This window comes from Nonomuraea rubra (assembly GCF_014207985.1).
Lineage (GTDB): Bacteria > Actinomycetota > Actinomycetes > Streptosporangiales > Streptosporangiaceae > Nonomuraea > Nonomuraea rubra.
Window position 1 is genome coordinate 11,322,879 of sequence record NZ_JACHMI010000001.1, and the last position, 25,185, is coordinate 11,348,063.

24 protein-coding genes are annotated in these 25,185 nt (G+C 70.6%); 15 read left to right on the top strand and 9 right to left on the bottom strand.

Going from position 1 to position 25,185, the window contains the following annotated elements:
- Nucleotides 1-92: 92 nt before the first annotated feature.
- The 3 genes from HD593_RS51595 to purN form a co-directional block, all read right to left on the bottom strand.
- Nucleotides 93-275: a hypothetical protein gene (locus HD593_RS51595; RefSeq protein ID WP_185110192.1), complete on the bottom strand. Its 183-nt coding sequence runs from the start codon at nt 273-275 to the stop codon at nt 93-95.
- 129 nt (nt 276-404) lie between these two features.
- Complete coding sequence (gene purH, locus HD593_RS51600; protein ID WP_185110193.1) at nt 405-1,961, bottom strand: bifunctional phosphoribosylaminoimidazolecarboxamide formyltransferase/IMP cyclohydrolase; 1,557 nt, start codon at nt 1,959-1,961, stop codon at nt 405-407.
- Entirely contained in the window at nt 1,958-2,587 is a 630-nt protein-coding gene (purN, locus tag HD593_RS51605) for a phosphoribosylglycinamide formyltransferase (RefSeq protein ID WP_312904350.1), read from the bottom strand. Before purN ends, purH begins: the two co-directional genes overlap by 4 nt.
- Nucleotides 2,588-2,661: 74 nt before the next feature.
- Here purN and HD593_RS51610 point away from each other — a divergent pair, with 74 nt between their 5' ends.
- Nucleotides 2,662-3,081 (top strand): hypothetical protein, encoded by a 420-nt coding sequence (locus HD593_RS51610; protein ID WP_312904351.1) that lies wholly within the window; start codon nt 2,662-2,664, stop codon nt 3,079-3,081.
- A gap of 78 nt (nt 3,082-3,159) precedes the next feature.
- Here HD593_RS51610 and HD593_RS51615 read toward each other — a convergent pair whose 3' ends face one another.
- The 3 genes from HD593_RS51615 to sucC all read right to left on the bottom strand — a co-directional run bounded on the left by HD593_RS51615 (nt 3,160) and on the right by sucC (nt 7,184).
- Complete coding sequence (locus HD593_RS51615) at nt 3,160-4,785, bottom strand: cell division protein PerM (RefSeq protein WP_185110195.1); 1,626 nt, start codon at nt 4,783-4,785, stop codon at nt 3,160-3,162.
- Nucleotides 4,786-5,123: 338 nt separating this feature from the next.
- Nucleotides 5,124-5,999, bottom strand: coding sequence for a succinate--CoA ligase subunit alpha (gene sucD, locus HD593_RS51620; protein ID WP_185110196.1), 876 nt, complete (start codon nt 5,997-5,999; stop codon nt 5,124-5,126).
- 3 nt (nt 6,000-6,002) lie between these two features.
- The gene (gene sucC / locus HD593_RS51625; RefSeq protein WP_185110197.1) at nt 6,003-7,184 is read right to left on the bottom strand and encodes an ADP-forming succinate--CoA ligase subunit beta; all 1,182 of its coding nucleotides are present in this window, start codon (nt 7,182-7,184) and stop codon (nt 6,003-6,005) included.
- A gap of 280 nt (nt 7,185-7,464) precedes the next feature.
- Between sucC and HD593_RS51630 the strand changes: the two genes are divergently transcribed.
- The 3 genes from HD593_RS51630 to HD593_RS51640 all read left to right on the top strand — a co-directional run bounded on the left by HD593_RS51630 (nt 7,465) and on the right by HD593_RS51640 (nt 10,081).
- Nucleotides 7,465-8,280, top strand: coding sequence for a hypothetical protein (locus tag HD593_RS51630; protein ID WP_185110198.1), 816 nt, complete (start codon nt 7,465-7,467; stop codon nt 8,278-8,280).
- Between the two features lie 74 nt (nt 8,281-8,354).
- Nucleotides 8,355-9,233 carry a hypothetical protein gene (locus tag HD593_RS51635; RefSeq protein ID WP_185110199.1) on the top strand — a complete coding sequence of 293 codons (879 nt, stop codon included), beginning with the start codon at nt 8,355-8,357 and terminating at the stop codon, nt 9,231-9,233.
- Between the two features lie 68 nt (nt 9,234-9,301).
- On the top strand, nt 9,302-10,081 hold the full coding sequence (locus tag HD593_RS51640) for a hypothetical protein (protein ID WP_185110200.1): 780 nt from the start codon (nt 9,302-9,304) through the stop codon (nt 10,079-10,081).
- Nucleotides 10,082-10,130: 49 nt separating this feature from the next.
- Here the strand turns inward: HD593_RS51640 and galE are convergent, their stop codons facing one another.
- Nucleotides 10,131-11,108 (bottom strand): UDP-glucose 4-epimerase GalE, encoded by a 978-nt coding sequence (galE, locus tag HD593_RS51645; protein ID WP_185110201.1) that lies wholly within the window; start codon nt 11,106-11,108, stop codon nt 10,131-10,133.
- A gap of 445 nt (nt 11,109-11,553) precedes the next feature.
- Between galE and HD593_RS51650 the strand changes: the two genes are divergently transcribed.
- The 3 genes from HD593_RS51650 to HD593_RS51660 all read left to right on the top strand — a co-directional run bounded on the left by HD593_RS51650 (nt 11,554) and on the right by HD593_RS51660 (nt 14,072).
- Nucleotides 11,554-13,026: a glutamate-cysteine ligase family protein gene (locus HD593_RS51650; RefSeq protein WP_185110202.1), complete on the top strand. Its 1,473-nt coding sequence runs from the start codon at nt 11,554-11,556 to the stop codon at nt 13,024-13,026.
- Nucleotides 13,027-13,044: 18 nt separating this feature from the next.
- Nucleotides 13,045-13,716, top strand: a complete 672-nt coding sequence (locus tag HD593_RS51655; protein ID WP_221525382.1) for a neutral zinc metallopeptidase — start codon at nt 13,045-13,047, stop codon at nt 13,714-13,716.
- A gap of 98 nt (nt 13,717-13,814) precedes the next feature.
- A complete protein-coding gene (locus HD593_RS51660) occupies nt 13,815-14,072 on the top strand; it encodes a WhiB family transcriptional regulator (RefSeq protein WP_185110203.1) in 258 nt (85 codons plus the stop codon).
- 271 nt (nt 14,073-14,343) lie between these two features.
- Here HD593_RS51660 and HD593_RS51665 read toward each other — a convergent pair whose 3' ends face one another.
- Complete coding sequence (locus HD593_RS51665; RefSeq protein WP_312904352.1) at nt 14,344-17,229, bottom strand: ATP-binding protein; 2,886 nt, start codon at nt 17,227-17,229, stop codon at nt 14,344-14,346.
- A 183-nt stretch (nt 17,230-17,412) separates the two neighbouring features.
- Between HD593_RS51665 and HD593_RS51670 the strand changes: the two genes are divergently transcribed.
- From HD593_RS51670 to HD593_RS51700, 7 genes are all read left to right on the top strand, one after another.
- Nucleotides 17,413-17,769 (top strand): VOC family protein, encoded by a 357-nt coding sequence (locus tag HD593_RS51670; RefSeq protein ID WP_185110205.1) that lies wholly within the window; start codon nt 17,413-17,415, stop codon nt 17,767-17,769.
- Between the two features lie 73 nt (nt 17,770-17,842).
- Nucleotides 17,843-18,451: a VOC family protein gene (locus tag HD593_RS51675; RefSeq protein WP_185110206.1), complete on the top strand. Its 609-nt coding sequence runs from the start codon at nt 17,843-17,845 to the stop codon at nt 18,449-18,451.
- A gap of 38 nt (nt 18,452-18,489) precedes the next feature.
- The gene (locus HD593_RS51680) at nt 18,490-18,930 is read left to right on the top strand and encodes an iron chaperone (RefSeq protein WP_185110207.1); all 441 of its coding nucleotides are present in this window, start codon (nt 18,490-18,492) and stop codon (nt 18,928-18,930) included.
- A gap of 198 nt (nt 18,931-19,128) precedes the next feature.
- Nucleotides 19,129-20,283, top strand: a complete 1,155-nt coding sequence (locus HD593_RS51685; protein WP_185110208.1) for an NAD(P)/FAD-dependent oxidoreductase — start codon at nt 19,129-19,131, stop codon at nt 20,281-20,283.
- 138 nt (nt 20,284-20,421) lie between these two features.
- A complete protein-coding gene (locus tag HD593_RS51690; RefSeq protein WP_185110209.1) occupies nt 20,422-21,138 on the top strand; it encodes a CPBP family intramembrane glutamic endopeptidase in 717 nt (238 codons plus the stop codon).
- A gap of 268 nt (nt 21,139-21,406) precedes the next feature.
- Complete coding sequence (locus tag HD593_RS51695) at nt 21,407-21,631, top strand: type II toxin-antitoxin system VapB family antitoxin (protein WP_185110210.1); 225 nt, start codon at nt 21,407-21,409, stop codon at nt 21,629-21,631.
- The gene (locus tag HD593_RS51700; RefSeq protein ID WP_185110211.1) at nt 21,613-22,041 is read left to right on the top strand and encodes a PIN domain-containing protein; all 429 of its coding nucleotides are present in this window, start codon (nt 21,613-21,615) and stop codon (nt 22,039-22,041) included. Before HD593_RS51695 ends, HD593_RS51700 begins: the two co-directional genes overlap by 19 nt.
- A 26-nt stretch (nt 22,042-22,067) precedes the next feature.
- On the opposite strand, the gene HD593_RS51705 is transcribed toward HD593_RS51700, so the two are convergent.
- Nucleotides 22,068-22,787: a PIG-L deacetylase family protein gene (locus HD593_RS51705; RefSeq protein ID WP_185110212.1), complete on the bottom strand. Its 720-nt coding sequence runs from the start codon at nt 22,785-22,787 to the stop codon at nt 22,068-22,070.
- A gap of 94 nt (nt 22,788-22,881) precedes the next feature.
- Between HD593_RS51705 and pcrA the strand changes: the two genes are divergently transcribed.
- Nucleotides 22,882-25,146, top strand: a complete 2,265-nt coding sequence (gene pcrA, locus HD593_RS51710; protein WP_379478749.1) for a DNA helicase PcrA — start codon at nt 22,882-22,884, stop codon at nt 25,144-25,146.
- The last annotated feature ends 39 nt before the right edge of the window (nt 25,147-25,185 follow it).

A 25,185-nucleotide genomic window follows, 5' to 3' on the forward strand; every position in this document is an offset into this window, starting at 1 on the left:
GGCGCTCTCCGGCCCGCCCAGGGCCGCGGTGACGGGCGGGCGCGGCCGGTCGCGCTCGGCCCACCCAGGACTGCGGTGACGGGCGGGTGCGGTCAGTCGCGCTCGGCCGCTGCCTGGGCCTCGCGGCGCTCGATGATGCGGCGGGTGAAGGGGATGACCTCTACGACGCGGCTGCCGAGGTAGGCGCCGATGAAGGCGAGGACCAGGAGCACGAAGGGGCTGGTGGCCAGGCCGTTCAGGGTGACGAACGCCTGCAGGAACGCGTCGAGCGCCATAGGTGAACTCCGGGGGACGAGGACCGGGAAGTAGTTCAGGGTAGCCCGGCCTCAGGGGTGCTCGCCGCAAAAACGGATAAGGGGTGACATATTGATCATGTCACCCCTTATCGGATAGCCGTGCGGCGATCAGTGGAAGAAGTGGCGGGTGCCCGTGAAGTACAGGCTCGCACCGGCCTTCTTCGCCGCCTCGATCACCAGCTCGTCCCTGATGGACCCGCCGGGCTCCACGATGGCACGCACACCCGCCTCCAGCAGCACCTCCAGCCCGTCAGGGAACGGGAAGAACGCGTCGGAGGCCGCCACCGACCCGGCCACGCGCTCCCCCGCCCGGGTGACGGCCAGGCGGCAGGAGTCGACCCGGTTCACCTGGCCCATGCCGACGCCCACGGTGGCGCCGCCGCTGGCCAGGAGGATGGCGTTCGACTTCACCGAGCGGCAGGCGCGCCAGGCGAACTCCAGGTCCGCCAGCACCTCCGGCGAGACCGGCTCGCCGGCCTTGAGCTCCCACTGCGCGGCCGAGTCGCCGGACGCGTCCACGCGGTCCACGGTCTGCACGAGCAGGCCGCCGTCGATCCTGCGGAACTCGGTCGGCGAGGACGGCCCCTGCGGGCAGGCCAGCAGGCGCAGGCTCTTCTTGGCGCGCAGCACCTCCAGCGCCTCCTCGTCGTACCCGGGGGCGATGACCACCTCGGTGAACACGTCGGCGACCTGCCGGGCCAGCTCCGCCGTGACGGGCCGGTTCACGGCGATGACGCCGCCGTACGCCGAGACGGGGTCGCAGGCGTGCGCCTTGCGGTGCGCGTCGGCGACGTCGGCGCCGATGGCGATGCCGCACGGGTTCTGGTGCTTGATGATGGCCACGGCGGGCTCGGCGAAGTCCCACGCGGCCCGCCAGGCGGCGTCGGCGTCGAGGTAGTTGTTGTACGACATCTCCTTGCCGTGCAACTGCTCGGCGCCCGCCAGCCCGCCGTTCCCCGCAGCGCCGCCGTCCGCGTAGAGCGCCGCGCGCTGGTGCGGGTTCTCGCCGTAGCGCAGGGTGGCCTTGCGCTCGTACGCCGTCCCGGCGAACTCGGGGAACTCCTCGCCGTCGCCCACGTACGTGCCCGCGAACCAGTTGGCCACGGCCACGTCGTACGACGCCGTGTGCGCGTAGGCGATGCCCGCCAGCCGCCGCCGCTCGGTCAGCGTGAAGCCGCCCTCGGCCAGGGCGTCGCGCACGTCGCCGTAGAAGCTCGGGTTCACCACGACCGCGCAGGTGTTGTGGTTCTTGGCGGCGCCGCGGATCATGGCGGGGCCGCCGATGTCGATCTGCTCGACGCACTCCTCGTCGGACGCCCCGGAGGCCACCGTCTCCTGGAACGGATACAGGTTCACCACCACGAGCTGGAACGGGTCGATCTCCAGCTCGTCGAGCTGCGCCACGTGGTGCGGCTTGGTGACGTCGGCGAGCAGCCCGGCGTGCACGCGCGGGTGCAGCGTCTTGACCCGCCCGTCCAGGCACTCCGGGAACCCGGTGAGCTGCTCCACCTTCGTCACCGGAATCCCGTAGGAGGAGATCGCGGCGGCCGTGCCACCGGTCGAGACGATCTCCACACCGGCGCCGTCGAGGGCTCTGGCCAGCTCTTCGAGCCCGGACTTGTCGTAAACAGCGATCAGCGCGCGCCGGATGGCGATGCGAGTCACGTGGATTCCCCTCCTGTGTGATTGCCGATTCGGACGGTACGTCCGCTGACCGTCCAGCCCTCGCGGACCATCCGGCCGACGGTCTCGACGAGCAGCCGGCGCTCGACCGTCTTGATGCGCTCGTGCAGGACCGCCTCGTCGTCGTCTGCTAGCACGGGCACCGCCTCCTGCGCCACGATGGGCCCCGTGTCGATCCCCTCGTCGGCCAGCATCACCGTGCAGCCGGTCACCTTGACCCCGTGGGCCAGCGCGTCACGCACGCCATGGGCGCCGGGGAACGACGGCAGCAGCGCGGGATGCGTGTTCAGCACGGGGAACGCGTCGAGCGTCGGCGTACCCAAAATTTTCATGAAGCCCGCGGACACCACCAGGTCGGGTTCGTACGATGCGATCTTGGCCGCGATGGCGGCATCCCAGTCCGCCCGCGTCGCATGATTGCCCACTTTTTCAACAAATGTCGGGACATTTGCCCTGGTAGCCCTCGCCAGCCCCTCGATCCCCTCCCTGTCGGCGCCGACCGCGACCACTCGAGCCCCGTACGACGGGTCGGCGGAAGCGTCCAGCAGGGCCTGTAGGTTGGTTCCAGAGCCGGAGACGAGGACGACGAGCCGCCCAGCCTTAGACACACACACTCCAATGAGGAAACAGGGTGGGGGTCACAGGGTATCTGTTCATCGCCCGGCGACGCAGAGGAGGTCAGGTGTCGACACCGGTGAAGGCACCGGCAGGCCAGCAGCCCGCGGAGTCAGCGGGCCGCCGAGCGATCTGGTTGTCCATCGCAGCGCTGGCCATGACGTTCATGTTGCCGCTGGCCGGCCTGGTCATGGCGCTGTTCGCGCTGATGGCCGGGATCCGGGCGCTGCCCCTGCTGAGAGGCGCGGGCAGGCCCACGGGCGTGGCGGTGGGCGGCATCACCGTCTCTGCGCTCGCGCTGGCCCTGTCCGCCGGGGCCACGGGCATGCAGCTCTACCTCATGGACGAGTACTCCGCCTACCAGGAGTGCATGAAGGGCGCGGGCACGGTGGCTGCGCAGGGCGAGTGCTTCACCCAGTTCAGGGACGCCGCGCAGCGCAAGCTCCCGCCGGACGTGCTGGAAGTCCTCGGCGCCATGCAGCCGTAACCGGGCACCCGCTCGGTCGCGGTTCCGCGCCGTACGGGACGACGATCGGTCGCCGTCCCAGGCCGTACGGAGCGACGATCAGTCGCGGTCCCACGCGTACGGGTCGACGTAGATGACGTGGCCGCCGCGGTCGTCGGACTCGTCCACGATGTCCTTGCGGGGCGGCCGGGCCACCGGTGCCGGCTCCGGTGGTTGCGGGCGGGCCTGGGCCTGGGTCTCCGCCTCGGCGGAAGCGTGCTCGTCCTGCCAGTCGTCCCTGATGACCGGGATCTCCTGGGTGTCGGCCTCCGTGGCGTCCATCCAGTGGCCGGGCAGCGGGCGCGGGTCCGACTCGGCCAGGCCCACCTTGCTGGCCGCCTTCGCCAGCGCGGCGCCCGCCTTGCGTACGGGGGCGGCCGCCTTGTCGAGCGGCGCCCTGGCCTTCTTGTTGAGCAGCAGCAGGTTGGTCACGCCCGCCGAGATGCCCGCGGCCACCCCGGCCTCCAGCGCCACCGACAGCGCCACCTCCCACGGCGACGGCCCGACCGCCGCCAGCCGCCCACCGCCGATGGGCCCGCCGGACAACGCCGCCAGCACCCCCGCCACGAGCCCGGTCGTGACCCCGGTGAGGAACCCCCACAGCGGCGCCGCCTCGTACGACGGCGACGGCGAGATCCTCGCCACCATCACGCCCGCCACGGCCCCGGCCGCGAACGGCACCGCGACCACCGCCATCATCCACGCCGGCACGGGCCCGCTCTCCGGCAGCGCACCGAGCAACGGCAGGCTGGGCACGGTGCCGAGCTGCACGCCCGTGGGCGCCACCAGGGTGTCGGCGCCGATGGCGAACCCCGGCCCGGCGATGTAGGAGAAGGCCCAGATGACGGCGTTCAGCAGGTAGAGCAGCTGGAGCAGCGCCAGCAGGACGCCGCCCACGAACCCGGGCGACAGCACCCCCGACAGCTCCTCGACCTGGTCGAAGTTGAGCACGACGGCGATCAGCACCAGCACGAACCCGGCCACGAGCAGCAGCGCCGTCGCGACCGCCGTACCGACCGTCAGGGCGCGCACGCGCTCGGGCAGCAGCCGCAACATCACCCGCCACGGCCCGATCATGCGCGCCGTGGCCAGCGAACCCGCCAGGAACGCCAGCACGAAGTGGCTGAGCAGCGCCTCCCCGATGAACGGCTGCGTGATCTCGTTGCTGGTCACCAGCGCGATCAGGCCCGCGAGCAGCGCGTACGGGGCCGCGAGCGACACCCCGGCCTGCACCACCAGCACGAGCTGGGCGCGACGGCGAGCCCCAGCCTGCTCCTTGGGGCTGTTCTTCGGCAGCCGGGCGGGCAGGCGCAGCCGCAGGTCGGCGTCGCGGGCCATCCATCGGCCCGCGCGGTAGAGGAGCACGGCGGGCAGGATCATCAGCCCGAGCGGCAGCAGCCCGACGCGCCCGCCGGGAATGGCGAACCCGGCATGGTGCGCGGCCAGCCACAACTGCGCGGCCGTACGGAACACCCCCGGCAGCCCGGCGCCCAGCGTGCCGCGCGGCGCGGCGATCCACCCGACCAGGGTGAGCGTGGTGAGCGCGGCCAGGCCGACGCCCAGCGTGAAGACGGCGGCGAGCATGCCTGAGACCGGCAGCGGGCGCCTGGCCTCGTCGTCGTCGCCCGCGAGCTTGCCAAGCATCGACCGGGGGCCTGTACGCAGCTGGTCGAGGATCGCCGTCACACGGCGATTTTCTCAATCTTTCCCAACCAAAGCTTGGTTGACGCGCCGGGATTGCGCTTCCATCTGTTACGGCGCGCCGACTTCCATCCCTTACGGCTCCGCAGGCTTGCCCCACCCGCCGTCGCTGCCTCGCGCCCGTCCAGGAAGACGCTGCCTGACCCGTTCAGTGGCGCACCGCCGTTACGACGCACAGTGGGCCGGTGCCGTGGCGACCTGTGAGCCGTTGACGTGCATCAACACTCAACCACCCGCACGGCGCCCCGCGAGCACCCTTGCCCCACGCACGCGAAAGCCCCGCTCGGCATGCCGGGCGAGGCTTCGCGGAGAGAAGCTGGGTGTCAGCGGGTCTGCATGATCTCGCGCATCAGGCGGGCCGTCTCGGAGGGGGTCTTGCCGACGCGGACGCCGACCTTCTCCAGGGCCTCCTTCTTGGCCTGGGCGGTGCCGGCGGAGCCGGACACGATGGCTCCGGCGTGGCCCATCGTCTTGCCCTCGGGCGCCGTGAAGCCCGCCACGTAGGCCACGACCGGCTTGGTGACGTGCTGCTCGATGTAGGCCGCGGCCCGCTCCTCGGCGTCGCCGCCGATCTCGCCGATCATCACGATGGCGTCGGTGCCCGGGTCCTCCTGGAACGCCTGGAGGGCGTCGATGTGCGTGGTACCGATCACGGGGTCGCCGCCGATGCCCACGGCCGTGGAGAAGCCGAAGTCACGCAGCTCGTACATGAGCTGGTAGGTGAGCGTGCCGGACTTGGAGACCAGGCCGATGCGGCCGGCGGTGGTGATGTCGGCGGGGATGATGCCGGCGTTGGAGGCGCCGGGCGAGGCGATGCCGGGGCAGTTGGGGCCGATGATGCGGGTCTTGTTGCCCTTCTCGACCGCGTACGCCCAGAACTCGGTGGAGTCGTGCACCGGCACGCCCTCGGTGATCACGACGCAGAGCGGGATCTCGGCGTCGATGGCCTCCTTGACCGCGTCCTTGGTGAACTTCGGCGGCACGAACACGACCGACACGTCGGCGCCGGTGGCCTCCATGGCCTCCTTGACCGTGCCGAACACGGGCAGGCCCTCGTGCGTGGTGCCGGCCTTGCGGGCGTTCACGCCGCCGACGACCCTGGCGCCGGAGGCGAGCATGCGGCGGGTGTGCTTGGTGCCCTCGCCACCGGTCATGCCCTGAACGATGATCTTGCTGTTCTCAGTCAACCAGATGGCCATGGGTCACGCACCTACCGCAGCGAGCTCGGCGGCACGCTTGGCCGCTTCGTCCATCGTGTCTACCAGCTCGACGCGCGGGAGCGCGGCGTCGGCCAGGATCTGCCGCCCGAGCAGGGCGTTGTTGCCGTCGAGGCGGACCACCAGGGGGTGGGTCACGGCCTCGCCGCGGCTCTCCAGCAGCTTGAACGCCGAGACGATGCCGTTGGCGACGGCGTCGCAGGCGGTGATGCCGCCGAAGACGTTCACGAAGATCGACTTGACGCTCGGGTCGGAGAGGATGATCTCCAGGCCCGCGGCCATCACCTCGGCCGAGGCGCCGCCGCCGATGTCGAGGAAGTTGGCGGGGGACGGCTTGCCGGGGAACGCCTCGCCGGCGTAGGCGACCACGTCGAGGGTGGACATGACCAGGCCCGCGCCGTTGCCGATGATGCCGACGTTGCCGTCGAGCTTGACGTAGTTGAGGTCCTTCTCCTTGGCCTTGGCCTCGAGCGGGTCCTCGGCGGCCTTGTCGGCCAGGGCCTCGTGGTCGGCCTGCCGGAAGCCGGCGTTGTCGTCGAGGGTGACCTTGCCGTCGAGGGCCTTCACCTGGCCGTCGGCCGACAGGATCATGGGGTTGACCTCGACGAGCGTGGCGTCCTCGTCGACGAAGCAGCACCAGAGCTTCTCGATGAGCTCGGCGGCGCCGTCGAGCGCCTTCTCCGGCAGGCCGCCGGCCTGGGCGATCTCGCGGGCCTTGGCGCGGTCGATGCCCGTCAGGGCGGAGACCGGCACCTTGGCGACCTTCTCCGGGGAGGTGTGGGCGACCTCTTCGATGTCCATGCCGCCGGCGGCGGAGCAGATCGCGAGGAACGTGCGGTTGGCGCGGTCGAGCAGGAAGGAGAAGTAGTACTCCTCCGCGATCGCGCTGGCCTCTTCGATGAGGACCTTGTGGACCGTGTGGCCCTTGATGTCCATGCCGAGGATGGCCTCGGCCTTGGTCACGGCGTCGGCGGCGTCGTCGGCCACCTTCACGCCGCCGGCCTTACCGCGGCCGCCGGTCTTGACCTGAGCCTTGACGACAACGCGGCCGGTCAGCTCCTCGGCGGCCGACCGGACCTCCTCCACAGTGTGGGCGACGATGCCGCGCGGCACAGGGATGCCGTAGTCAGCGAAGAGCTCCTTCGCCTGATGTTCGAACAGGTCCACGAGGGTCCGTCCTTGCTTATCCGACTGATGTTCGACGCCCCGGGCAACCCGTGCGTGCCGGGCGTTTCCGCCAGTGAAGCCTAGCCCGAAGCTTGACCTGCCCAGGTCACCGGGTCGCGGTTCTTCCGCTATGTGACGGTGATCTCACTTCCCCAGGATGACATCTGCACGGAAATTGCATGAATTAGTCGCCGTAACACGTGGCGCTCGATATATGGTCGTGATCTTCCAATGGCAGGCTTGCCCCCCGCTCCTCTTGGTAATGCTGAAGGAAACCCGAATGAAGCGAATTCTCGCGGGTCTGACGCTGGCGTCGTGCGCCGCGCTCATGACCGCCACGCCGGCCCAGGCCGCGCCCGTGAACCCGGTGAAGGCCCTGAAGAAGCAGTACGTGGCCGGGCATGGGGTGCGGGTCTCGGAGACGTCCCGCACGACCATGAACGGGAAGAACGGGCAGACGAGGACGACCAACGGCACCCTGGGATTCGGCAAGTCCGGAGTCGTCGCCGCGGATCTGCGCTTCCGGGACAACGGCGGAATGGCCGGCGGGCTGATGCCGTCCCGGAGTATCACCGTGGGTAAGCAGACGTATGTCCAGGGCGGGATATACAGCGAGAATTTGCCCGAGGGCAAGAAGTGGGTCCGGTACGCCGACCCGTCGGTGATCTACACCAGCCAGCCGCTCGACGTCTTCGACTCCAAGGTGCTCAAGGCGCTCGTCTCCAAGGCCAAGAGCTCCAAGAGTGGAACGTACCGGGGCTCGCTGACGTTCGCCGACGTCAGCAAGCTCTACGGCGAGAAGATCGACAAGAGGCTGGGCAAGATCAAGATCAACTATGCTCTCGATCTGAACTCCAAGGGCCTGATCAACTCGGTCCGCAGTGAGTACACGATGGACTTCGGCGTCCTCGGGAGCACGACCACCACCGTGAGCACCCGGTTCACGGGCTGGGGCGCCAAGATCACCATCAAGGCCCCGCCATCCGACCAGGTGGCCGACTACAGCGAGCTCGGGGCCGAGACGGAAGTTCCGCAGGAGATCCCGAACGGCTCGCTGAACTCGCTCGGCAGGGTCGAGGCCCCCTCGGCCCGCTGAGCCGTTCGCCGGGACCGGCTCCCCCGCCCCGGCGGCACCGTAACTCCCCCTCAACAACATCCAAGGAAACCCGCATGAAGCGAATCCTGACGGGCGTGGCGTTAGCCACGACCGCCGCGTTGGTGACCGCCACTCCCGCGCTGGCCGCAGCGCCCAAGGACCCGGTGGTGGCCGTCAAGAAGCAGCTCGTCGCCGGCAAGGGCGTGAAGTTCAGCGAGCGCACCACGATCAGCCAGGGCAGCCTGCGGCAGGTGTTCCTGCGCCGCACGGGCACCCTGCAGTTCAAGAAGTCGGGGATCGCCGCCTCCGACATCACGGGCAAGCTCAACCTCAACGCGAGCGACCTCGAAGGCCTCGACGAGAACGGCGACAACGCCGACGAGGTGGCCACGCTCAAGGCGATGACGCAGCCCGAGCGCACGATCAGGATCGGCACCACGTCGTACGTCTCCGGCGGCTTCTGGACGACCGTCCTGCCCGAGGACAAGACCTGGTTCAAGGCCCCGAACGGCCCGACCGGCGGCATGTTCGGCACGTTCGGCCAGCCGCTGAACCTGGCGGAGCCCGCCACGCTCAAGACCCTGCTCAAGGGCGCCAAGACCACCGGCAGCGGGTACTCGGGCAAGACGGTGATCGGCGACCTGTGGAAGGCCTCGCCGTGGCTGCGTGCCACCTGGCTCGACAAGCCCTCCGCCAAGGGGCTGAAGGCCGCCATCAGCTGGCGGATCACCGTGAACAAGGCGGGCCTGCCCACCCGCGTCGTGGCGACGTTCCCGGCGTCCGCGCTGGGGGATGTCGGCGGGGGCAGCGTGAGCGTGGACACCAGCTACACCGGCTGGGGTTCCGCGGTGTCGATCAAGGCTCCGCCCGCGGAGGAGGTCGCCACCACGTTCAAGGACGGCGAGGACGACATCGAGTCGCTGGACCTGCCGCTCGGCAGCATCGCCGGCTGACCTGATCGATCGAGTCCTCCCCCGCCCCTCTGGCGGGGGAGGACTCTTTCTTCGTTGAGGACATCGACATGAAGAAGGCACTGGCGGCGGCGGTGGCCGCCGCGACCTTGCTCGGCGCCGCCCCCGCGCAGGCGGCCGCTCCCGATCCGGTACGGGCGGTGAAGAAGCAGTTGGTCGTGGGCCACGGGGTGAAGATCTCCGAGGTCCTCTCGTCGGAGGTCAAGGGCAAGAAGGAGGTGTACTTCGAGACGGCGGGCACTTTCGGGTTCGGCACGTCTGGCGTTGTCGCCGCGGACATGACCATCCGGAGCACGGTCGTCAGCAAGAAGCCGACGACCGTGCGCGTCCTCATGGTGGGGAAGCATATTTACATGCGGAGCGACGCCTTGCGGGAAGATCTTCCCGAAGGCAAGACGTGGGTGCACATGGAGGACAGCGAAAACTGGAGAACCCCCTCCGCACACCCTGTGGACATCTTCCGGCCTCCCCAGCTCAAGGGTCTGCTCTCCCACGCCAAGTCCGTGCGGAACGGCGTTTACCGGGGCACGGTCACCGGCAAGCAGGGGCACCAGATCAGCGGGGGTGAGATCACAGGCACGTTCGACTACCGGCTGAGCACCGCCTCCACCGGTCTGCCCACCCGCCTGCACACCACCGTCAAGAGCGTCCTCTCCGGCATGCTGCAACACACTGACACCAGGTACAGCGCCTGGGGGCACAGCGTCACGATCACCGAGCCGCCCGAGCACGAGGTGGCCGCCATGGACGAGTTCCCGGACTCCTCGTCCGAGGAACTTCAGGAGTACCTGGAGATCGCAGACGACACCGTGGCTTCTATCCGCCGGTAGTTCCCACGATGCCGCACCCCGGAGCCCAGCAGCCCCGGGGTGCCGTCGCTCAGCCCAGCCGGGAGTCGCGGATGCCCGCCCACTCCAGTGAGTGCCTGATCCCCTCCTCGACCGAGTAGCGGGCCTGCCAGCCCAGCAGGCGGTGGGCACGGTCGCTGCGGGTGTAGGCGCCGGCCACGTCGCCGGGGCGGGCCGGGGCCTCGACGACTTCGATGGGGCGCTCGACGACGCGGTTGAACGCGTCGACCAGCTCGCGCACCGTGGTGCCCGCGCCGGTGCCCAGGTTGATCACGTCGGCCTCCAGCTCGTCGAAGCGCCGCAGTGCCGCCACGTGGGCGGTGGCCAGGTCCCAGACGTGGATGTAGTCGCGGATGCCGGTGCCGTCGCTCGTGGGCCATTCGGTGCCGGTGATCCGGAACGGGACGCCGCCCTCGTACGCCTCGATCATCTTGCCCAGGGCGTGGCTGGGACGGCGGAGCTGCAGGCCCGTACGCATCCTGGGGTCGGCGCCGATCGGGTTGAAGTAGCGCAGGGACAGGATCCTGATGGGCCGCCCGGAGGCGATGTCGGCGAACATGCCCTCGCAGACCGCCTTCGTCCGCGCGTACGGGCTCTGGGGGTCGAGCGGGGACTCCTCGTCCACCGTGTGGTCGGCGCCGGTGCGGTAGATCGACGCGGAGGAGCTGAAGATCATCCGCGTGCAGCCGTTGCGGAGCAGGTGGTCGACGAACTCGAGGCTCTTGGCGACGTTCGCGCGGTAGTAGCCGATGGGGTCGGCCACGGAGTCGGGGACCACGATGAGAGCCGCGCAGTGGATGACGGCCTCGATATCCGGATTCTCGGCGAATATCTTGTCAATCAGCGGGCCGTCGCTGATATCCCCCTCATAGAACACCCGCCCATCGGCGAACTCCCGCCGGCCCGTCACGAGGCTGTCCAGAATGACGGGATCGATCCCGGCGTCCAGGCACGCCGACGCGATCGTGCTGCCGATATATCCCGCCCCACCAGAAATCAAAACGCGCATTCCTGAACCCTAGCCAGCCGTGACCATTGGTGTGAGCAGCCTGTGGATAACTTCGACGACCGCAGCAGCGGCCGGACAGATGCGGCGGCGTGCTCCGGGCCGACGCGTGGAGACAAGCCCGTCCGCCACCACTCCAAGAGCGCCACTCCCCACACGCCCACCGCCCCAGAACCCCGCTCCCGCACGACCGCCGTTCCTAGACGTTCCGAGACGTTCCGAGACGTTCCAAGACCTCAGGCTCAGGTCCCCGCACGAGCGCCGCCCGGGCGATCCCGGCCTGCAACCAACCCCCACCATCAGCCCGAGCCCCGCACCGCACCGCACCAGATCGCCACGTCCCAACCCCGCCATCGCGCGGCAGGCCCCGACCGGATCCGGCCCGAGTCGGAATCCTGTGGCGTTCGCACTATGGCCTAGCCGCCCTTTGCGTGCGACATTTCGTGCTATGGGCAGGGACGTGCCGGTGGTCGTGTTCAGCAGGGAAGACCGCCGGAAATATCGGGAAAAAGTCCACAGATGCCTCGACGTCTTCGCCCAGATGCTGCGCGAATCACGTTTCGAGTTCGAGCACCCCCTGGCAGGTCTGGAGATCGAGCTCAACCTCGTGGACTCGCACGGCGAGGCGGCCATGCGCAACGCCCAGGTGCTCGCCGCGATCGCGCAGCCGGACTGGGCGACGGAGCTGGGCCAGTTCAACGTCGAGATCAACATCGAGCCCCAGGACCTGGCGGGCGACGGCGCACTGCGCCTGGAGAACGACGTCAGGGCCCGGCTCAACCACGCCGAGGAACGCGCCCGCTCCGAGGGCGGCCACCTCGTTCTGATCGGCATCCTGCCCACCCTGCGCGAGCAGGACATCGGCGAGGGCACGCTCTCCGCGAACCCGCGCTACCGCCTGCTCAACGAGCAGATCTTCGCGGCCAGGGGCGAGGACCTGCACCTGTCCATCGAGGGCGTCGAACGCCTCGACACGCACGCCGACAGCGTCGCCCCCGAGGCGGCCTGCACCAGCGTGCAGCTCCACCTCCAGGTCAGCCCCGACACGTTCGCCGCCCACTGGAACGCCGCCCAGGCCATCGCGGGCGCGCAGGTGGCCGTGGCGGCCAACTCGCCGTACCTGTTCGGCAGGGAGCTGCACAGGGAGACCAGGATCGCGCTGTTCGAGCAGGCCACGGACACGCGGCCGGCGGAGTTGAAGGCGCAGGGCGTACGTCCCAGGGTGTGGTTCGGAGAGCGGTGGATCACGAGCGTTTTCGACCTGTTCGAGGAGAACGTCAGCTACTACCCTGCCCTGCTGCCCCTCTGCGACGACGAGGACCCGCGCGCCGAGCTCGAACGCGGCCGCATCCCCCAGCTCCACGAGCTGACCCTGCACAACGGCACCGTCTACCGGTGGAACCGACCCGTGTACGCGGTGGTGAACGGGGTGCCGCACCTGCGCGTGGAGAACCGCGTGCTGCCCGCCGGGCCCTCCGTGGCCGACATCGCGGCCAACGCCGCGTTCTACTACGGGTTGATGCGCGTGCTGCCGTACGACGAGCGTCCGATCTGGAGCCAGATGTCGTTCAAGGCCGCCGAGGACAACCTCGGGGCGGCGGCGCGGCACGGGCTGGACGCGCGGCTGTACTGGCCGGGGCTGGGCGAGGTGCCGGCGGCGGAGCTGATCCTGCGGCGGCTGCTGCCCATGGCCAGGGAGGGGCTGGCCACGTGGGGCGTGCGCGGGACGGTAGCGGACCGGCTGCTGTCCGTCATCGAGGGCCGCTGCCTGTCAGGACGTACGGGGGCGAGCTGGCAGGTCGACAGGGTACGGGCGCGGGCCGCCTCCGGAGACGACCGGCACGAGGCGTTGCGGGGCATGACACTGGAGTACATCGAGCGCATGCACACCAACGAACCCGTACACACCTGGGACGTTTGAAGCCCGTGACCTCTTCGGATGCGTGAAGCCGTGACCCGTGCCCTGCCCCCGCTCACCAGGCTGTTCGCCGGCCTGATCGCCATCGCCCTGCTCGCCGCCTGCGGCGTCGTCCGATCGCCGTCCATGGATCAGCGGGGAGCCGACTCGTTCGAGGACGACGTCGTCACGGCGCGCACGCTGACGGAGGAGTTCTGGAGCCAGCAGTTCCAGCAGCTCGGGCGCACGTACCGCCCCATCAGCGACTTCATCCCGTACTCGGGGGACGCCGGCCCGAGCTGCGGCGATCAGCCCTCCGTTCCGAACAACGCCTTCTACTGCCCGCTCGGTCACTTCATCGCGTTCGACCAGGGCTGGATGGAGGGGCTCTGGAATGAGATGGGCGACGGGTCGGTCTATGTCATCATTCCCCATGAGCTCGGGCACGCCGTGCAGGCGCAGCTCCGTACCGATTTCACGCTGAACGTCCAGATGGAGCTCCAGGCCGACTGCTACGCGGGCGGCGCCCTCGCCGCGCTGGTCGGCTCGGGCGCGCTGACGACGGACGAGGGGGACGAGTACGAGCTGTTCGCGAGCCTGGCGGCGGCGGGCGACCCGACGGACGACTGGCTCGACCCGGCGGCCCACGGGACGGCCGAGCAACGGCAGACGTCGTTCGTCCGGGGTTATCGGGGCGGGGTGGGGACCTGCTGAGGGCGTACGAGCCGGGGCCGGATCGAACCAGCGGTTGTATCGACAGGTCAACCCACAGGATGATGTCACCGATCATGACCTGGCTCTACCGTTGACCCATGGCACCGGAGGAGATCAGCTGGCTGCGCAGGGGCGCATGCAGATCCAGCGACCCCGACCTCTTCTTCCCCCTCGCCCCCACCCCCTTGCAGGAGGCCCGCGCCAAGGCGGTCTGCGCGACCTGCCAGGTGGTGAAGGAGTGCCGCTCCTACGCCTTACGCGCCGGGGAATCGGAGGGCATCTGGGGCGGCCTCACCCCCGAGGAACGCCGCCGCACCCGCTTCCCCGAGGGCTGGCGCCGCCCCGCCGCCTCCTGACACCCCGCGCCCAGAAGCATCCCCGGGACTCTGGCGGTCAACGGTCCCGCGAGCCCACGTGAGCTCGTGAGCTCGTGAGCTCGCAGGAGAAGGCAGCGTCGTGAGCACCGCTCCTGGACGGGCGCGACGCCCGCTTCCGGCCTGGACGCGACACCCGCCGCCGAGCCGACCACACGCCGGCCTCCACCTGGACGCAACGCCCGCCGCCGGACCCCACGCCCACCACCTGCCTGGACGTCACACCCGCACGTCCGGCCCGCTCGCGATGAGATCACCGGTGGGGGGCCATCGGGGCGACACCCAGCTCGGCGAGGACGGCCAGGCCGCGTTCGGCTTGGTCGCCGCCGGCGAGCACCATGGTGCGGGCCGACTGGTAGCGGCAGCCGGCGGTCTCGAACGCGTTCGCCGTGGCGAGCAGTGCCTGCTCGTCGCCGTCGAGGAGGGCGGCGGCCCGCTCGACGATGGCGCCTGCGACCGGGTTGCCGGCCACGATGGTCCGGGCCTCCGTCAGGCTGTCGCGAGCGCCCGGGTTCCCGGCGAGCACGGCGGCCTCGGTGCGCAGCGCGACGTACCAGTGGTGCCAGATCCAGGTGACCCACTTCCACACCTGCCTGGGCTCGGGAGCCATCCGCTCCAACGCCTCCGCGGCCTGCCCGCGGTGCAGCAGGAGCATCGCGTCGAAGATCGCCCCGTAACCGTAGGAATGTCCTGGGAGGGTGCCGAGCTGGTTCAGGACCTCTAGCCATTCGCGCCGCGCGTCATGGTCGTCGCGCAGGCCGTGGATCATCGCCACGGCGGCCATCGCCCGGCCGAGGTACGACTGGGCGGGGCTGCCTGCCCGGTGCCACGCGTCGAGGAACCGGACGCTGCCGGCGACCACCTGGTCCACGTTGCCTGCCAGCGCGTCGGTGACCAGCAGCCAGTTCGTGGCGCGGTGGCCGACTTCGGCCAGCAACGGGTGTTCGGCGAGCCGGCGTGCCCACTGGCGGGCTGCGGGCAGGTCGCCGGTGCCGAGACTGGCCTCGGCGGCCTCGCCGAGCGCTTCGATCAGCTCGTGGGTGGTGGCCGGGGTGGTGGGTGCGGACGTCAGCAGCGTGATCCGGCGCTGGGTCGTGGCGGCGGCGGCGTACGTGTCACCGGCCCAGCTCAGGGCTCCGGTCAGCACATCGAGCGCGGTGGATTCGGCGAGGGGATCACCCGTACGGTGGGTCAGTTGGACTGCCCGTTCCGCGCGCGCGATCGTCTCCGGCACGGAGTCGTCAGATTCCCCCCGACCCGCACCGACGACGTCACCGAGCAACGCCCCACCGCGCACCGTGTCACCGCGCGCCTGACCGTCAGTGGCCGCATCACCAAGCACCTGCCCGCCGGTGACCGCGGCGTGGAGGGTCCAGCCGGCCTCGGCGGTTGCCACTGCGGCCAGGGCCGCCGGGTCGTCGCCGGCCAGTCCGCGCGCCTCGTCCATCAGCGCGAGCACCTCCCCAGGAGCCGGCAGCCGCACGAACGTGGTCGCGAACCGGAACGTGGCGGTGGCGGCGGCCGCCAGGTCGGCGGCGGCGCCGGCGGTGTCGCCGGACCTGCGTGCGGCGTCCGCGGCCGCGCAGCGCAGGCGGAACATGTCGTCACCACGCATCCTGCAGCCGGCCACGACGGAGGCGTGCCGGAGTGCCGAAGCGGCCGAGGCCGGGTCGTCGGCGAGCGCGGCCGCCTGCTCGTGGCGTCGCTGGGACTCGCCGACCAGGTTGCGGGTGAAGGCCAGCCCGGCGAGGTGCCGGGCGAGATCGTACGCCTCCGCCCGCCGCTCCGGCTGGTCGGCCGCCCACGCCAGGGCCGCGCGGAGGTCGTTGGCCACCAGGTCGAACCTGGCCCGCCAGTCCTCGCGTACGGCCGCCAGGCCGGCGGCCTTGGCCAGGCACCAGCGGAGGTGCCGGGAGCGGATGTCGGCCAGCTCGCCGGCCTCGGTCAGCCGTTCGGTCCCGTACTGGCGGATGGTCTCCAGCGCCCGGTACTCAGTGCCGCCGGGGGACGCCGACACCACCAGCAGGCTCTGTTCGGCGAGCCGGGCCAGGCCGTCGATGACCAGGCCCTCCTCGTCCCCGGTCACCTCCGCCGCCGCGCCGGCGGTGAACGGCGCCGCGAACACCGACACCCGGCGCAGCAGCGCCCGGTCGGCCGGATCCAGCAAGGCGTGGCTCCAGTCCAGCGCCGCCCGCACCGAGCGGTGCCGCTGATCGGCCCGGGAGCCGCCGGTGAGCATGCGGAGGGGGTGGGACAGGGCGGCGGTGATGCCGTCCAGCCCCAGGGTGGGATATCGGGCGGCGGCGAGCTCGATCGCCAGGGCCATGCCGTCCAGGCGCTCGCAGATCGCGGCGATCTGGTCGCGCAGCGCGGGATCCAGCGGCCAGCCGACCGCCGCCGCCCGTTCCATGAACAGCGTGACCGCGTCCGACCCGCCGTCGGTGGGCAGCGACAGCGGCGGGACCGCGTAAACCCGCTCGAACGGCACCATCAGCCGGGCCCGGCTGGTCGCCAGGACGGTCACCCGGGGGCACGCCGCCAGCAGCCGTTCGAGGAACAGCGCCACGCCGTCCGCGACCTGCTCGCAGTTGTCCAGCACGAGCAGCGCGTGGCGGTCGGCCAGCGCGGCGGCCACCGACTCGGTCATGTCGCGGCCGGGCTGCTCGCCGAGACCGAGCGCCCCGGCGACCGCGGTCGCGACCATGCCGGGGTCGGTGACCGGGACCAGGTCGACGAACCACACCCCGTCGGAGTACTCGCCTGCCGCCTGCGCGGCCACGGCCAGCGCGAGCCGGGTCTTGCCGACCCCTCCGGGGCCGGCCGCGGTCACCTGGCGGTGCGTCCTGATCAGCTCGGCCAGCTCGGCCCGCTCGTCCGCTCTGCCGATGAACGAGGTCAGCAGCGACGGCAGCACCGGTGCCCGGTGGGACGGGGCGGCATCAGCGGCCGGCTCGGGTGCCCGCTGGGCGAGCGCCCGGCGGTCCGGGACGTCCAGCTTGCGCAGGAGGGAGGAGACGTGGCTCTCGACGGTACGGACCGAGATGCACAACCGGGCACCGATCTCGGCGTTGCTCAGATGGGCGCCGATCAGCTCCAGCACTTCGGCTTCACGGGGCGAGATGTCCACTGCTGCCAGCACTGTGCCAGTGTGCCCTATCCCCTGCGTACTGCCCATCCGTGACGGCCACCGTACGGGGTCCGTGGAGCCGATCCGTGGAGCGAATCCGTGGCCGCCACGGATGTGGGCCCGCGGGGCCGGACGCGAAGCTGTGAGCACCTACCCGGCGGGTCGATGCGACCCACGACCACCACAGGAGCGACAGTGACCGGCTCTTCCACGCAGGGCATCAAGACCGTGCTGCACCCGGTGTCCGACCTGGCCAAGGCCAAGGCGGTGTACGCGGCCCTGCTCGGCATGGCGCCGCAGGTCGACACGGCCTACTACGTCGGCTTCGAGGCCGAGGGCCAGCACATCGGGCTGGTGCCGGGCGGTGGACCGCAGGGCATGACCTCGCCGGTGGCGTACTGGCACGTGCACGACATCGAGGCGACGCTGGCCGAGGTGATCGCCGCGGGCGGCACCGTGAAGGAGGCCGTGAACGAGGTCGGCGCCGGCCGCGTGGTGGCCACCGTCGTGGACCCCGACGGCAACGTCCTCGGCCTCCTCCAGGACCGCTGAGCGCCCCGTCCTGAGACTCCCGTCTCCCCGATCAACCGACCGGCTCCACCCGCTCTCTCAAAGGATCTCCGCCATGACCTTCGCCTCCGTCACCCTGGAAGTTCCCGACCTCACCGCCGCGCAGGCCTTCTACCAGGCCCTCGGGCTCGACTCCTACGTCCACGTACGTGCCTCGGACGCGCCCACGACCGGCTTCCGCGGGTTCGCCCTGTCACTCGTGGCGTCCCAGCCGGGCAACGTGGACGCCCTCATCACCGCCGCCCTCGACGCCGGCGCCACCACGCTGAAGCCGGCCACGAAGAGCTTCTGGGGCTACGGCGGCGTCGTCCTCGCCCCGGACGGGACCATCTGCAAGGTCGCGACCTCGAACAAGAAGGACACGGCCCCCGCCACCCGGCACATCGACCAGGTCGCCCTCCTGCTGGGAGTAGCGGACGTCAAGGCGAGCAAGCGCTTCTACGTCGAGCAGGGCCTGGCCGTGGCGAAGAGCTTCGGCGGCAAGTACGTCGAGTTCGACACCCCGTCCACGGACGTCAAGCTGGCGCTCTACCCGCGCAGGGCCCTCGCCAAGGACACCGGAATGCCCCAGGAGGGCACCGGATCACACCGGATCGTGCTCGGCGGCGGCACCGGCCCCTTCACCGACCTGGACGGGTTCGTCTGGGAAACCACGTCCGCCTGAACGACCCCGACCATCACGATCTCAAGGAGAAAGTCATCATGAGCAGCACCTACCAGGGGTTCACGGCCGAGGAGCGGGCGGCGATGAAGGAGCACGCCCAGGACCAGAAGAAGGCCGCGCGCCGCGGCTCCCGCGCGGACAAGGCGGCGGAGGCGGCCCGGGACGTGCTCGCGAAGATCGCGGAGATGCAGGAGTCCGATCGGGTCATGGCCGAGCGGGTGCACGCCGTCATCCTGGAGAGCGCGCCGGCGCTGGCGCCGAAGCTCTGGTACGGGATGCCCGCCTACGCGCTGGACGGCAAGATCGTCTGCCATTTCCAGAGCGCGGCGAAGTTCAAGACGCGTTACGCGACGCTCGGGTTCAGCGACCAGGCGAGCCTGGACGACGACACGATGTGGCCGGCCGCCTTCGCCCTGACCGAGGTGACGCCCGAGGTGGAGGCGCGGATCAGCGAGCTGGTCAAGCGAGCGGTGAACTGAGCCCCGCCCGGCCGGAGCGGCTCGCCGGAGCGGAGGTCGAGCGCCGGCTCCTCGCCCGAAGCGGAGGCAGGCACTGGGCCTCCGCACGGGCCGTCTGGAACGCGACGGTGGCGAAACCCCTGCCTTTCAGTGCAGCTGTGTGGAGGTACCGTGCAAAGCATCGCGTTGGCGGAGGCGTCCGGCCTAGCGTCGCCAGGTATGCGAAGAGTGGACGTACTGGTCGTGGGTGCGGGCCTGGCCGGCCTCCGTACGGCGGGCCTGCTCGCCCGCCGCGGGCTGGACGTGACGGTGATCGACCGTCGCAGGACGCTGTCGGCGGGCATCCGCACCACGGGCATCTTCGTGCGGCGCACCCTCGACGACTTCGACCTGCCGGATCACCTGCTCGGCCCCGGCATCCGCGACGTGCTGCTGTACCCGCCGTCGAGGCGGTCGCCGATCCGGCTCACCAGCGACCGCGACGAGTACCGCGTGGCGGACATGGCCGCCGTCTACCGGCACGCGCGCCGCGAGGCGGAGTCGGCGGGGGCGCGGGTCCTGCTGGGCGTACGGTACGAGGGCGCCTCGACGGGCCTGGCCGGGGTGGAGGTCCTGCTGGGCGTACGGCATGACGGCACCTCGACGGAGGCGGTGACGGCGCGGTTCGTCATCGGCGCGGACGGCGCCCGCTCCCGGGTGGCCCGCGATCTCGGCCTGGACCTCAACCGGCGGTTCATCGTCGGCGCCGAGCTCGTCCACCCGATCGCGCCGGGCACGACCGTCCCGGCCTTCCACTGCGTGCTGGATCCGCGGATCGCCCCCGGCTACCTGGGGTGGGCGGTCGACGACGGCCGGCACGCGCACGTCGGCGTCGCGGGGTATCCGGGCGCCATGCGGAGCGGCATCCGCCACCTGCTGGACACCTTCGCCGCGGACGCCCCCGGATACGCGCCGCCGGCCGGTCCGGTCGAGCGTCGCGGCGGCCCCATCCCGGTGGGCGGGGTGCTGCGGCGGCTGGCGTGCCCGGCCGGGCTGCTCGTCGGGGACGCCGCGGGCGCGGTCTCGCCGCTGACGGCAGGTGGGCTGGATCCCTGCCTGCGCATGTCCGATCTGGCCGCGGCGGTCACGGCCGATTACCTGCGTACGGGCGACCGGAGCGTGCTGGCCCGCTACGACGGGAACGCGCTGAGGGCCCGCTTCCGTGGCCGCCTGCTGCTGCGCCGCGCGTTCGCCGGCGTCCGCTCTCCCGCCGCGGCGGAGGCCGCGATCGCCGTGCTGCGCAGCCGCGCCGGCCGGGCGCTGGCGGCACGGGTCCTGTTCGGCGACGGCTCGTTCCCCGACGTCCCGCTCGAACGGGTCGCAACCGGAACCTAGGCCGCAACCAGCCCGCAGAGTCGCGAACGGGACGCAGCCCGCCTGAGTAGCCGCGAACGGGACCGCGGCCCGACTGCGGACCGGCGAACGGGACCGCGGCCCGACTGCGGACCGGCGAGCGGGACGTAACCTGCAAGGGTGCTGCTGCGCTCGATCGCCGTCCTCACCGCCGCCAACATCCTCAACAACAAGATCGCCCCCCGCCTGGGCCCCCTGACCTCCACGGTCGCCACCGCCGCGCTGGTCGCGATGGCCCGCAGGTCCGGCGTGTCCTGGAAGGAGCTCGGTTTCGAGCACGGCCGGCGCGGCGCCGTCGCCGGTGGCGTGTTGGCGGCCGCGGTGGCCGGCGTCTACACGGCCGGCGTCGCCATGCCCCGCACCAGGCCGCTCTTCCACGACGACCGCGCCCTGTCGCTCTCCCGCGCCCGCGTCCTGGAGGAGGCGCTGCTCCAGGTCCCGCTCGGCACGGTCCTGCTGGAGGAGGTGGGGTTCAGGGGCGCGCTGTACGGGATGCTGCGCCGCCGGCACGGCACGGCCGCGGCCACGGCGGTCTCCTCCACCCTGTTCGGCCTCTGGCACATCCTCCCGGCCATCGACATGGCGCGCGCCAACCCCGCCCTGGGCGCCCTGACGGCCGGCGAGTCCCCCGGACATCTGGACACCGCGCGGGTCGTGGCGGGGAGCGTGGTGTCCACGGCGGCGGCCGGGGTGCTGTTCTGCGAGCTGCGCCGCCACCGGGGCCTCCTGACCCCCGTCATGCTGCACCTGGCGACCAACTCTCTCGGCTATGCCTTCGCCCGGCTGGCGGCCAGGCTTCCGGGCCCGGACGCGGAAAATTTCCCCCACCCGAAATGAAGCCGTCCATCCCACCGGCCCGGAATTGCGAACACCCAAAAACAGGCACCCCAGCCCAATCCGGCGGGGCACCGTCCGATCGCCGCGGGATGAAGGTTTTCGCCCCGCGGCATCGTTTTCTCCCCCGCCCTCGGACCACCCCGTAACCTGCGGCGCCACAGGCCTTAACGTCTCCGAGGCGCCTGTTTCAAGGCCGCGCCGCCTTGGGATGTGCGCCTCCCCCCGATTAGGCAATTCTCATAAGCCGGAGGTACGGAGGTGGTGCTGCATGCGTACGGTAATCGACATCGACAAGGAGCTCCTGGAAGCGGCCCAGCAAACGCTGGGTACGCCGACCATGAGAGAAACGGTCCACGCCGCGCTGCAGGCGGTCGTGGACAGGGACGCGGAAAGAGCGGGTGCGATCAGGGCGTTCGAGTTCTGGCGCACGGAGGGGAGCCCGGATCTGCTGGACCCGGAGATCACGAAGCATGCGTGGCAACGACAGGACTGATGTATCTCCTCGACAGGAGCGCCCTGGCCCGCATCCGCGTCAGTGAGGTGATCTCCAAGGCGCTGCAGCCGCTCTTCGCCGCGCGGGCGGTGGCGACCTGCAGCGTCATCGACCTGGAGGTGCTCTACAGCGCCCGCGACTACGCCCACTACCTGCGCATCCTGCACGCCCAGCGCCAGTGCATCCTGCTCCCCCTGGACCAGGAGGTGCAGGCGCGGGCCATGGCCGTGCAGCGGCAGCTCGTGGAGATCTCCCAGCACCGCGGCATCGGCCCGAACGAGCTGCTGATCGCCGCCTGCGCCGAGGTGCACGGGGCGACGATCCTGCACTACGGGCACGCCTTCGACATCATCTCGGAGGTGACGGGGCAGCCCTCGCTGTGGGTGGTGCCGCCCGGCTCGGTGCCCTAGTTCCAGAAACGCCGCTCCAGGAACGCTCAGGCGGTCGGAACCACCTGGAAGCCCTCCGCGTAGCTGCCCTCGCCGAGCCCGGCCTGCTCGGCCCAGGCGGCGAAGCGGCTCCTGACGAAGTCGGTGAAGCCTTCCACGTGTGAGACCTGGCTCACGTGCGACTGCAAGGCCGCGAGCTTGCGGTCCATGGACTCGGTGATGTCCACCCAGTGGTTGGGCGTGGAGCCGCCGTTCAGCCAGACCTCGCGTACGGTCCACGCCTCCAGCCCCTCCTCCTTGATCAGCTCCGGGAACGCGTACGGGTTGCGCGCGTCCGGGTAGACCGCGTCCAGGGTGGCGCCGCCCACGGCGCGGTGGTCAGGGTGGCTGGGGGCGATGAACTGGTAGTTGCGGTCGGGGTGGTGGGTGATCACCAGGTCGGGCCTGACCTGGCGGATCACTCTGGCGATGGCCCGCCTGAGCTCCAGCGAGGGCACCACCTGGCCGTCGGAGTAGCCGAGGAAGCGTACGTCCGTCACGCCGACCGCCTTGGCGGCGGCCAGCTGCTCGGTCCTGCGCAGCTCCGCCATGCCGGAATTGTCCAAGGTACGCTCGTTACCGCCCGCGTCACCGTCCGTGACCAGCAGGTACGTGACCTCCACGCCCCTGTCCACGAACAGTGCCACGCTTCCCGCGGCGCCGAAGTCGGCGTCGTCGGGGTGGGCGGTCACGACCAGTACGCGGTTGATCTCGCTCTCCGGCAGCATGTCTCCCCTTTCGCACCGTACGTGGAGGACAACCGGAACCCCGCCGAAGGCATTCCGGGCGCCGATTGTCGGTGGGGCGTCTTAACCTAGGTGGGTGCCGACCCAAGTCTCTGTTGACCACCCCTTGCTCGATGGCCTCAACCCGCAGCAGCGGGAGGCCGTGATCCATCATGGCAGTCCGCTGCTCATCGTGGCCGGAGCGGGGTCGGGCAAGACGCGGGTGCTCACGCACCGCATCGCGTACCTGCTGGCCGAGCGCAACGCGCATCCCGGGGAGATCCTGGCGATCACCTTCACCAACAAGGCCGCCAGGGAGATGAAGGAGCGCATCGACAAGCTCGTCGGGCCGCGCTCCAAGGCGATGTGGGTGATGACGTTCCACAGCGCCTGCATGCGCATCCTGCGGCGCGAGGCCAAGCGGCTGGGCTTCCCGTCCAGCTTCTCGATCTACGACCAGGCAGACTCGCAGCGGCTGATGGCCATGGTCTGCAGGGAGATGGAGCTCGACCCGAAGCGGTATCCGCCGCGCTCGTTCTCCGCGCAGGTCAGCAACTTCAAGAACGAGCTGATCGACTACGAGACGGCGATCGAGCGGGCGGGCTCGCACCTGGAGAAGACGCTCGCGCAGGCGTACAAGGCCTACCAGCTCAAGCTGACCGAGGCCGGCGCGATGGACTTCGACGACATCATCATGAACACGGTGACGTTGTTCCAGCTCTTCCCCGACGTGGCCGAGCACTACCGGATGCGGTTCAGGCACGTGCTGGTCGACGAGTACCAGGACACCAACCACGCCCAGTACATCCTGATCAGGGAGCTGGTCGGCCATCCCGAGCTGCGCACGAACGACGGCGAGCTGGTGCGCTCGGGCGCCGACATGTCGGAGCTGTGCGTGGTGGGCGACGCCGACCAGTCCATCTACGCCTTCCGGGGCGCGACGATCCGCAACATCCTGGAGTTCGAGCGCGACTACCCCGACGCCCGCACGATCCTGCTGGAGCAGAACTACCGCTCCACCCAGAACATCCTGGCCGCCGCCAACGCCGTGATCGCGCGCAACGAGTCGCGCAAGCCGAAGAACCTCTGGTCCGACCAGGGCGACGGCCCCAAGATCGTGGGATATGTCGCCGACAACGAGCACGACGAGGCCATGTTCGTGGCCCAGGAGGTCGACCGGCTCAGCGACGAGGAGGACGTCAAGCCGGGCGACGTGGCGGTCTTCTACCGCACCAACGCCGCCTCCCGCGTGTTCGAGGAGATCTTCATCCGCACCGGGCTGCCGTACAAGGTGGTCGGGGGCGTGCGCTTCTACGAGCGCAAGGAGGTCAAGGACCTGCTGGCCTACCTGCGGGTGCTGGCCAACCCGGCCGACGTGGTGTCGCTGCGGCGCATCCTCAACGTGCCCAAGCGCGGCATCGGCGACCGGGCCGAGGCCATGATCGAGGCGCTGTCGTCGCGCGAGAACATCACGTTCTGGGACGCGCTGCGCCGGGCCGACGAGGCGTACGGCATGGCCACGCGCTCGCTCAACGCGGTCAAGGAGTTCGTCGCCCTGATCGAGGAGCTGATCGCCAAGGGCGAGGGCGTGCCGCCGTCGGCACTGGCCGAGGAGGTGCTGGTGGCCACCGGCTACCGCGCCGAGCTGGAGGCGTCGGAGGACCCGCAGGACGAGTCCCGCCTGGAGAACCTCAACGAGCTCGTCTCGGTGGCCTCGGAGTTCGAGGAGGCCAACCCGGAGGGCACGCTGGTGGAGTTCCTGGAGCAGGTGTCGCTGGTGGCCGACGCCGACCAGATCCCCGACGCCGACGGCGGCCAGGGGGTCGTCACGCTGATGACCCTGCACACGGCCAAGGGGCTGGAGTTCCCCGTGGTGTTCCTGACGGCCATGGAGGACGGCGTGTTCCCGCACGTCCGCTCGCTGGGCGAGCCCAAGGAGCTGGAGGAGGAGCGGCGGCTGGCCTACGTCGGCATCACCAGGGCGCAGCAGCGGCTCTACCTCACGCGGGCGGCCGTGCGCAGCTCCTGGGGCGCGCCGTCGTTCAACCCCGCCTCCCGGTTCGTGAACGAGGTGCCCGGCCAGCTCATGGAGTGGCGCACCGACCCGGAGAAGTCGGCCTGGAGCGCGGCCACGCGGCGCGAGCCCGCCCGCACCGCCGCCCCCGCCAAGAGCTCCTCCGGCGGCGGCGGGCGCAAGGTGCCCTCGCTGACGCCCGGCGACCGGGTCTCGCACGACGCGTTCGGGCTGGGCACGGTGGTGTCCGTGGACGGGGTCGCGGAGAAGACCAAGGTCAAGATCGACTTCGGCAGCGGCGGGGAGAAGACGCTGCTGCTGGCGTACGCGCCGCTGGAGAAGCTCTGAGACAGCACGAAGGGCCGCTCACCCTGGTGAGCGGCCCTG

What these genes read in the sequence shown, in the direction of transcription:
- HD593_RS51630 (WP_185110198.1), top strand. Translation starts at nt 7,465, where the DNA reads ATGAAGCGAATTCTCGCGGGTCTGACGCTGGCGTCGTGCGCCGCGCTC.
- HD593_RS51640 (WP_185110200.1), top strand. Translation starts at nt 9,302, where the DNA reads ATGAAGAAGGCACTGGCGGCGGCGGTGGCCGCCGCGACCTTGCTCGGC.
- HD593_RS51695 (WP_185110210.1), top strand. Translation starts at nt 21,407, where the DNA reads ATGCGTACGGTAATCGACATCGACAAGGAGCTCCTGGAAGCGGCCCAG.
- HD593_RS51680 (WP_185110207.1), top strand. Translation starts at nt 18,490, where the DNA reads ATGAGCAGCACCTACCAGGGGTTCACGGCCGAGGAGCGGGCGGCGATG.
- HD593_RS51685 (WP_185110208.1), top strand. Translation starts at nt 19,129, where the DNA reads ATGCGAAGAGTGGACGTACTGGTCGTGGGTGCGGGCCTGGCCGGCCTC.
- HD593_RS51705 (WP_185110212.1), bottom strand. Translation starts at nt 22,787, where the DNA reads ATGCTGCCGGAGAGCGAGATCAACCGCGTACTGGTCGTGACCGCCCAC.
- HD593_RS51675 (WP_185110206.1), top strand. Translation starts at nt 17,843, where the DNA reads ATGACCTTCGCCTCCGTCACCCTGGAAGTTCCCGACCTCACCGCCGCG.
- HD593_RS51660 (WP_185110203.1), top strand. Translation starts at nt 13,815, where the DNA reads ATGGCACCGGAGGAGATCAGCTGGCTGCGCAGGGGCGCATGCAGATCC.
- HD593_RS51650 (WP_185110202.1), top strand. Translation starts at nt 11,554, where the DNA reads ATGGGCAGGGACGTGCCGGTGGTCGTGTTCAGCAGGGAAGACCGCCGG.
- HD593_RS51655 (WP_221525382.1), top strand. Translation starts at nt 13,045, where the DNA reads ATGCGTGAAGCCGTGACCCGTGCCCTGCCCCCGCTCACCAGGCTGTTC.
- HD593_RS51635 (WP_185110199.1), top strand. Translation starts at nt 8,355, where the DNA reads ATGAAGCGAATCCTGACGGGCGTGGCGTTAGCCACGACCGCCGCGTTG.
- galE (WP_185110201.1), bottom strand. Translation starts at nt 11,108, where the DNA reads ATGCGCGTTTTGATTTCTGGTGGGGCGGGATATATCGGCAGCACGATC.
- sucD (WP_185110196.1), bottom strand. Translation starts at nt 5,999, where the DNA reads ATGGCCATCTGGTTGACTGAGAACAGCAAGATCATCGTTCAGGGCATG.
- HD593_RS51595 (WP_185110192.1), bottom strand. Translation starts at nt 275, where the DNA reads ATGGCGCTCGACGCGTTCCTGCAGGCGTTCGTCACCCTGAACGGCCTG.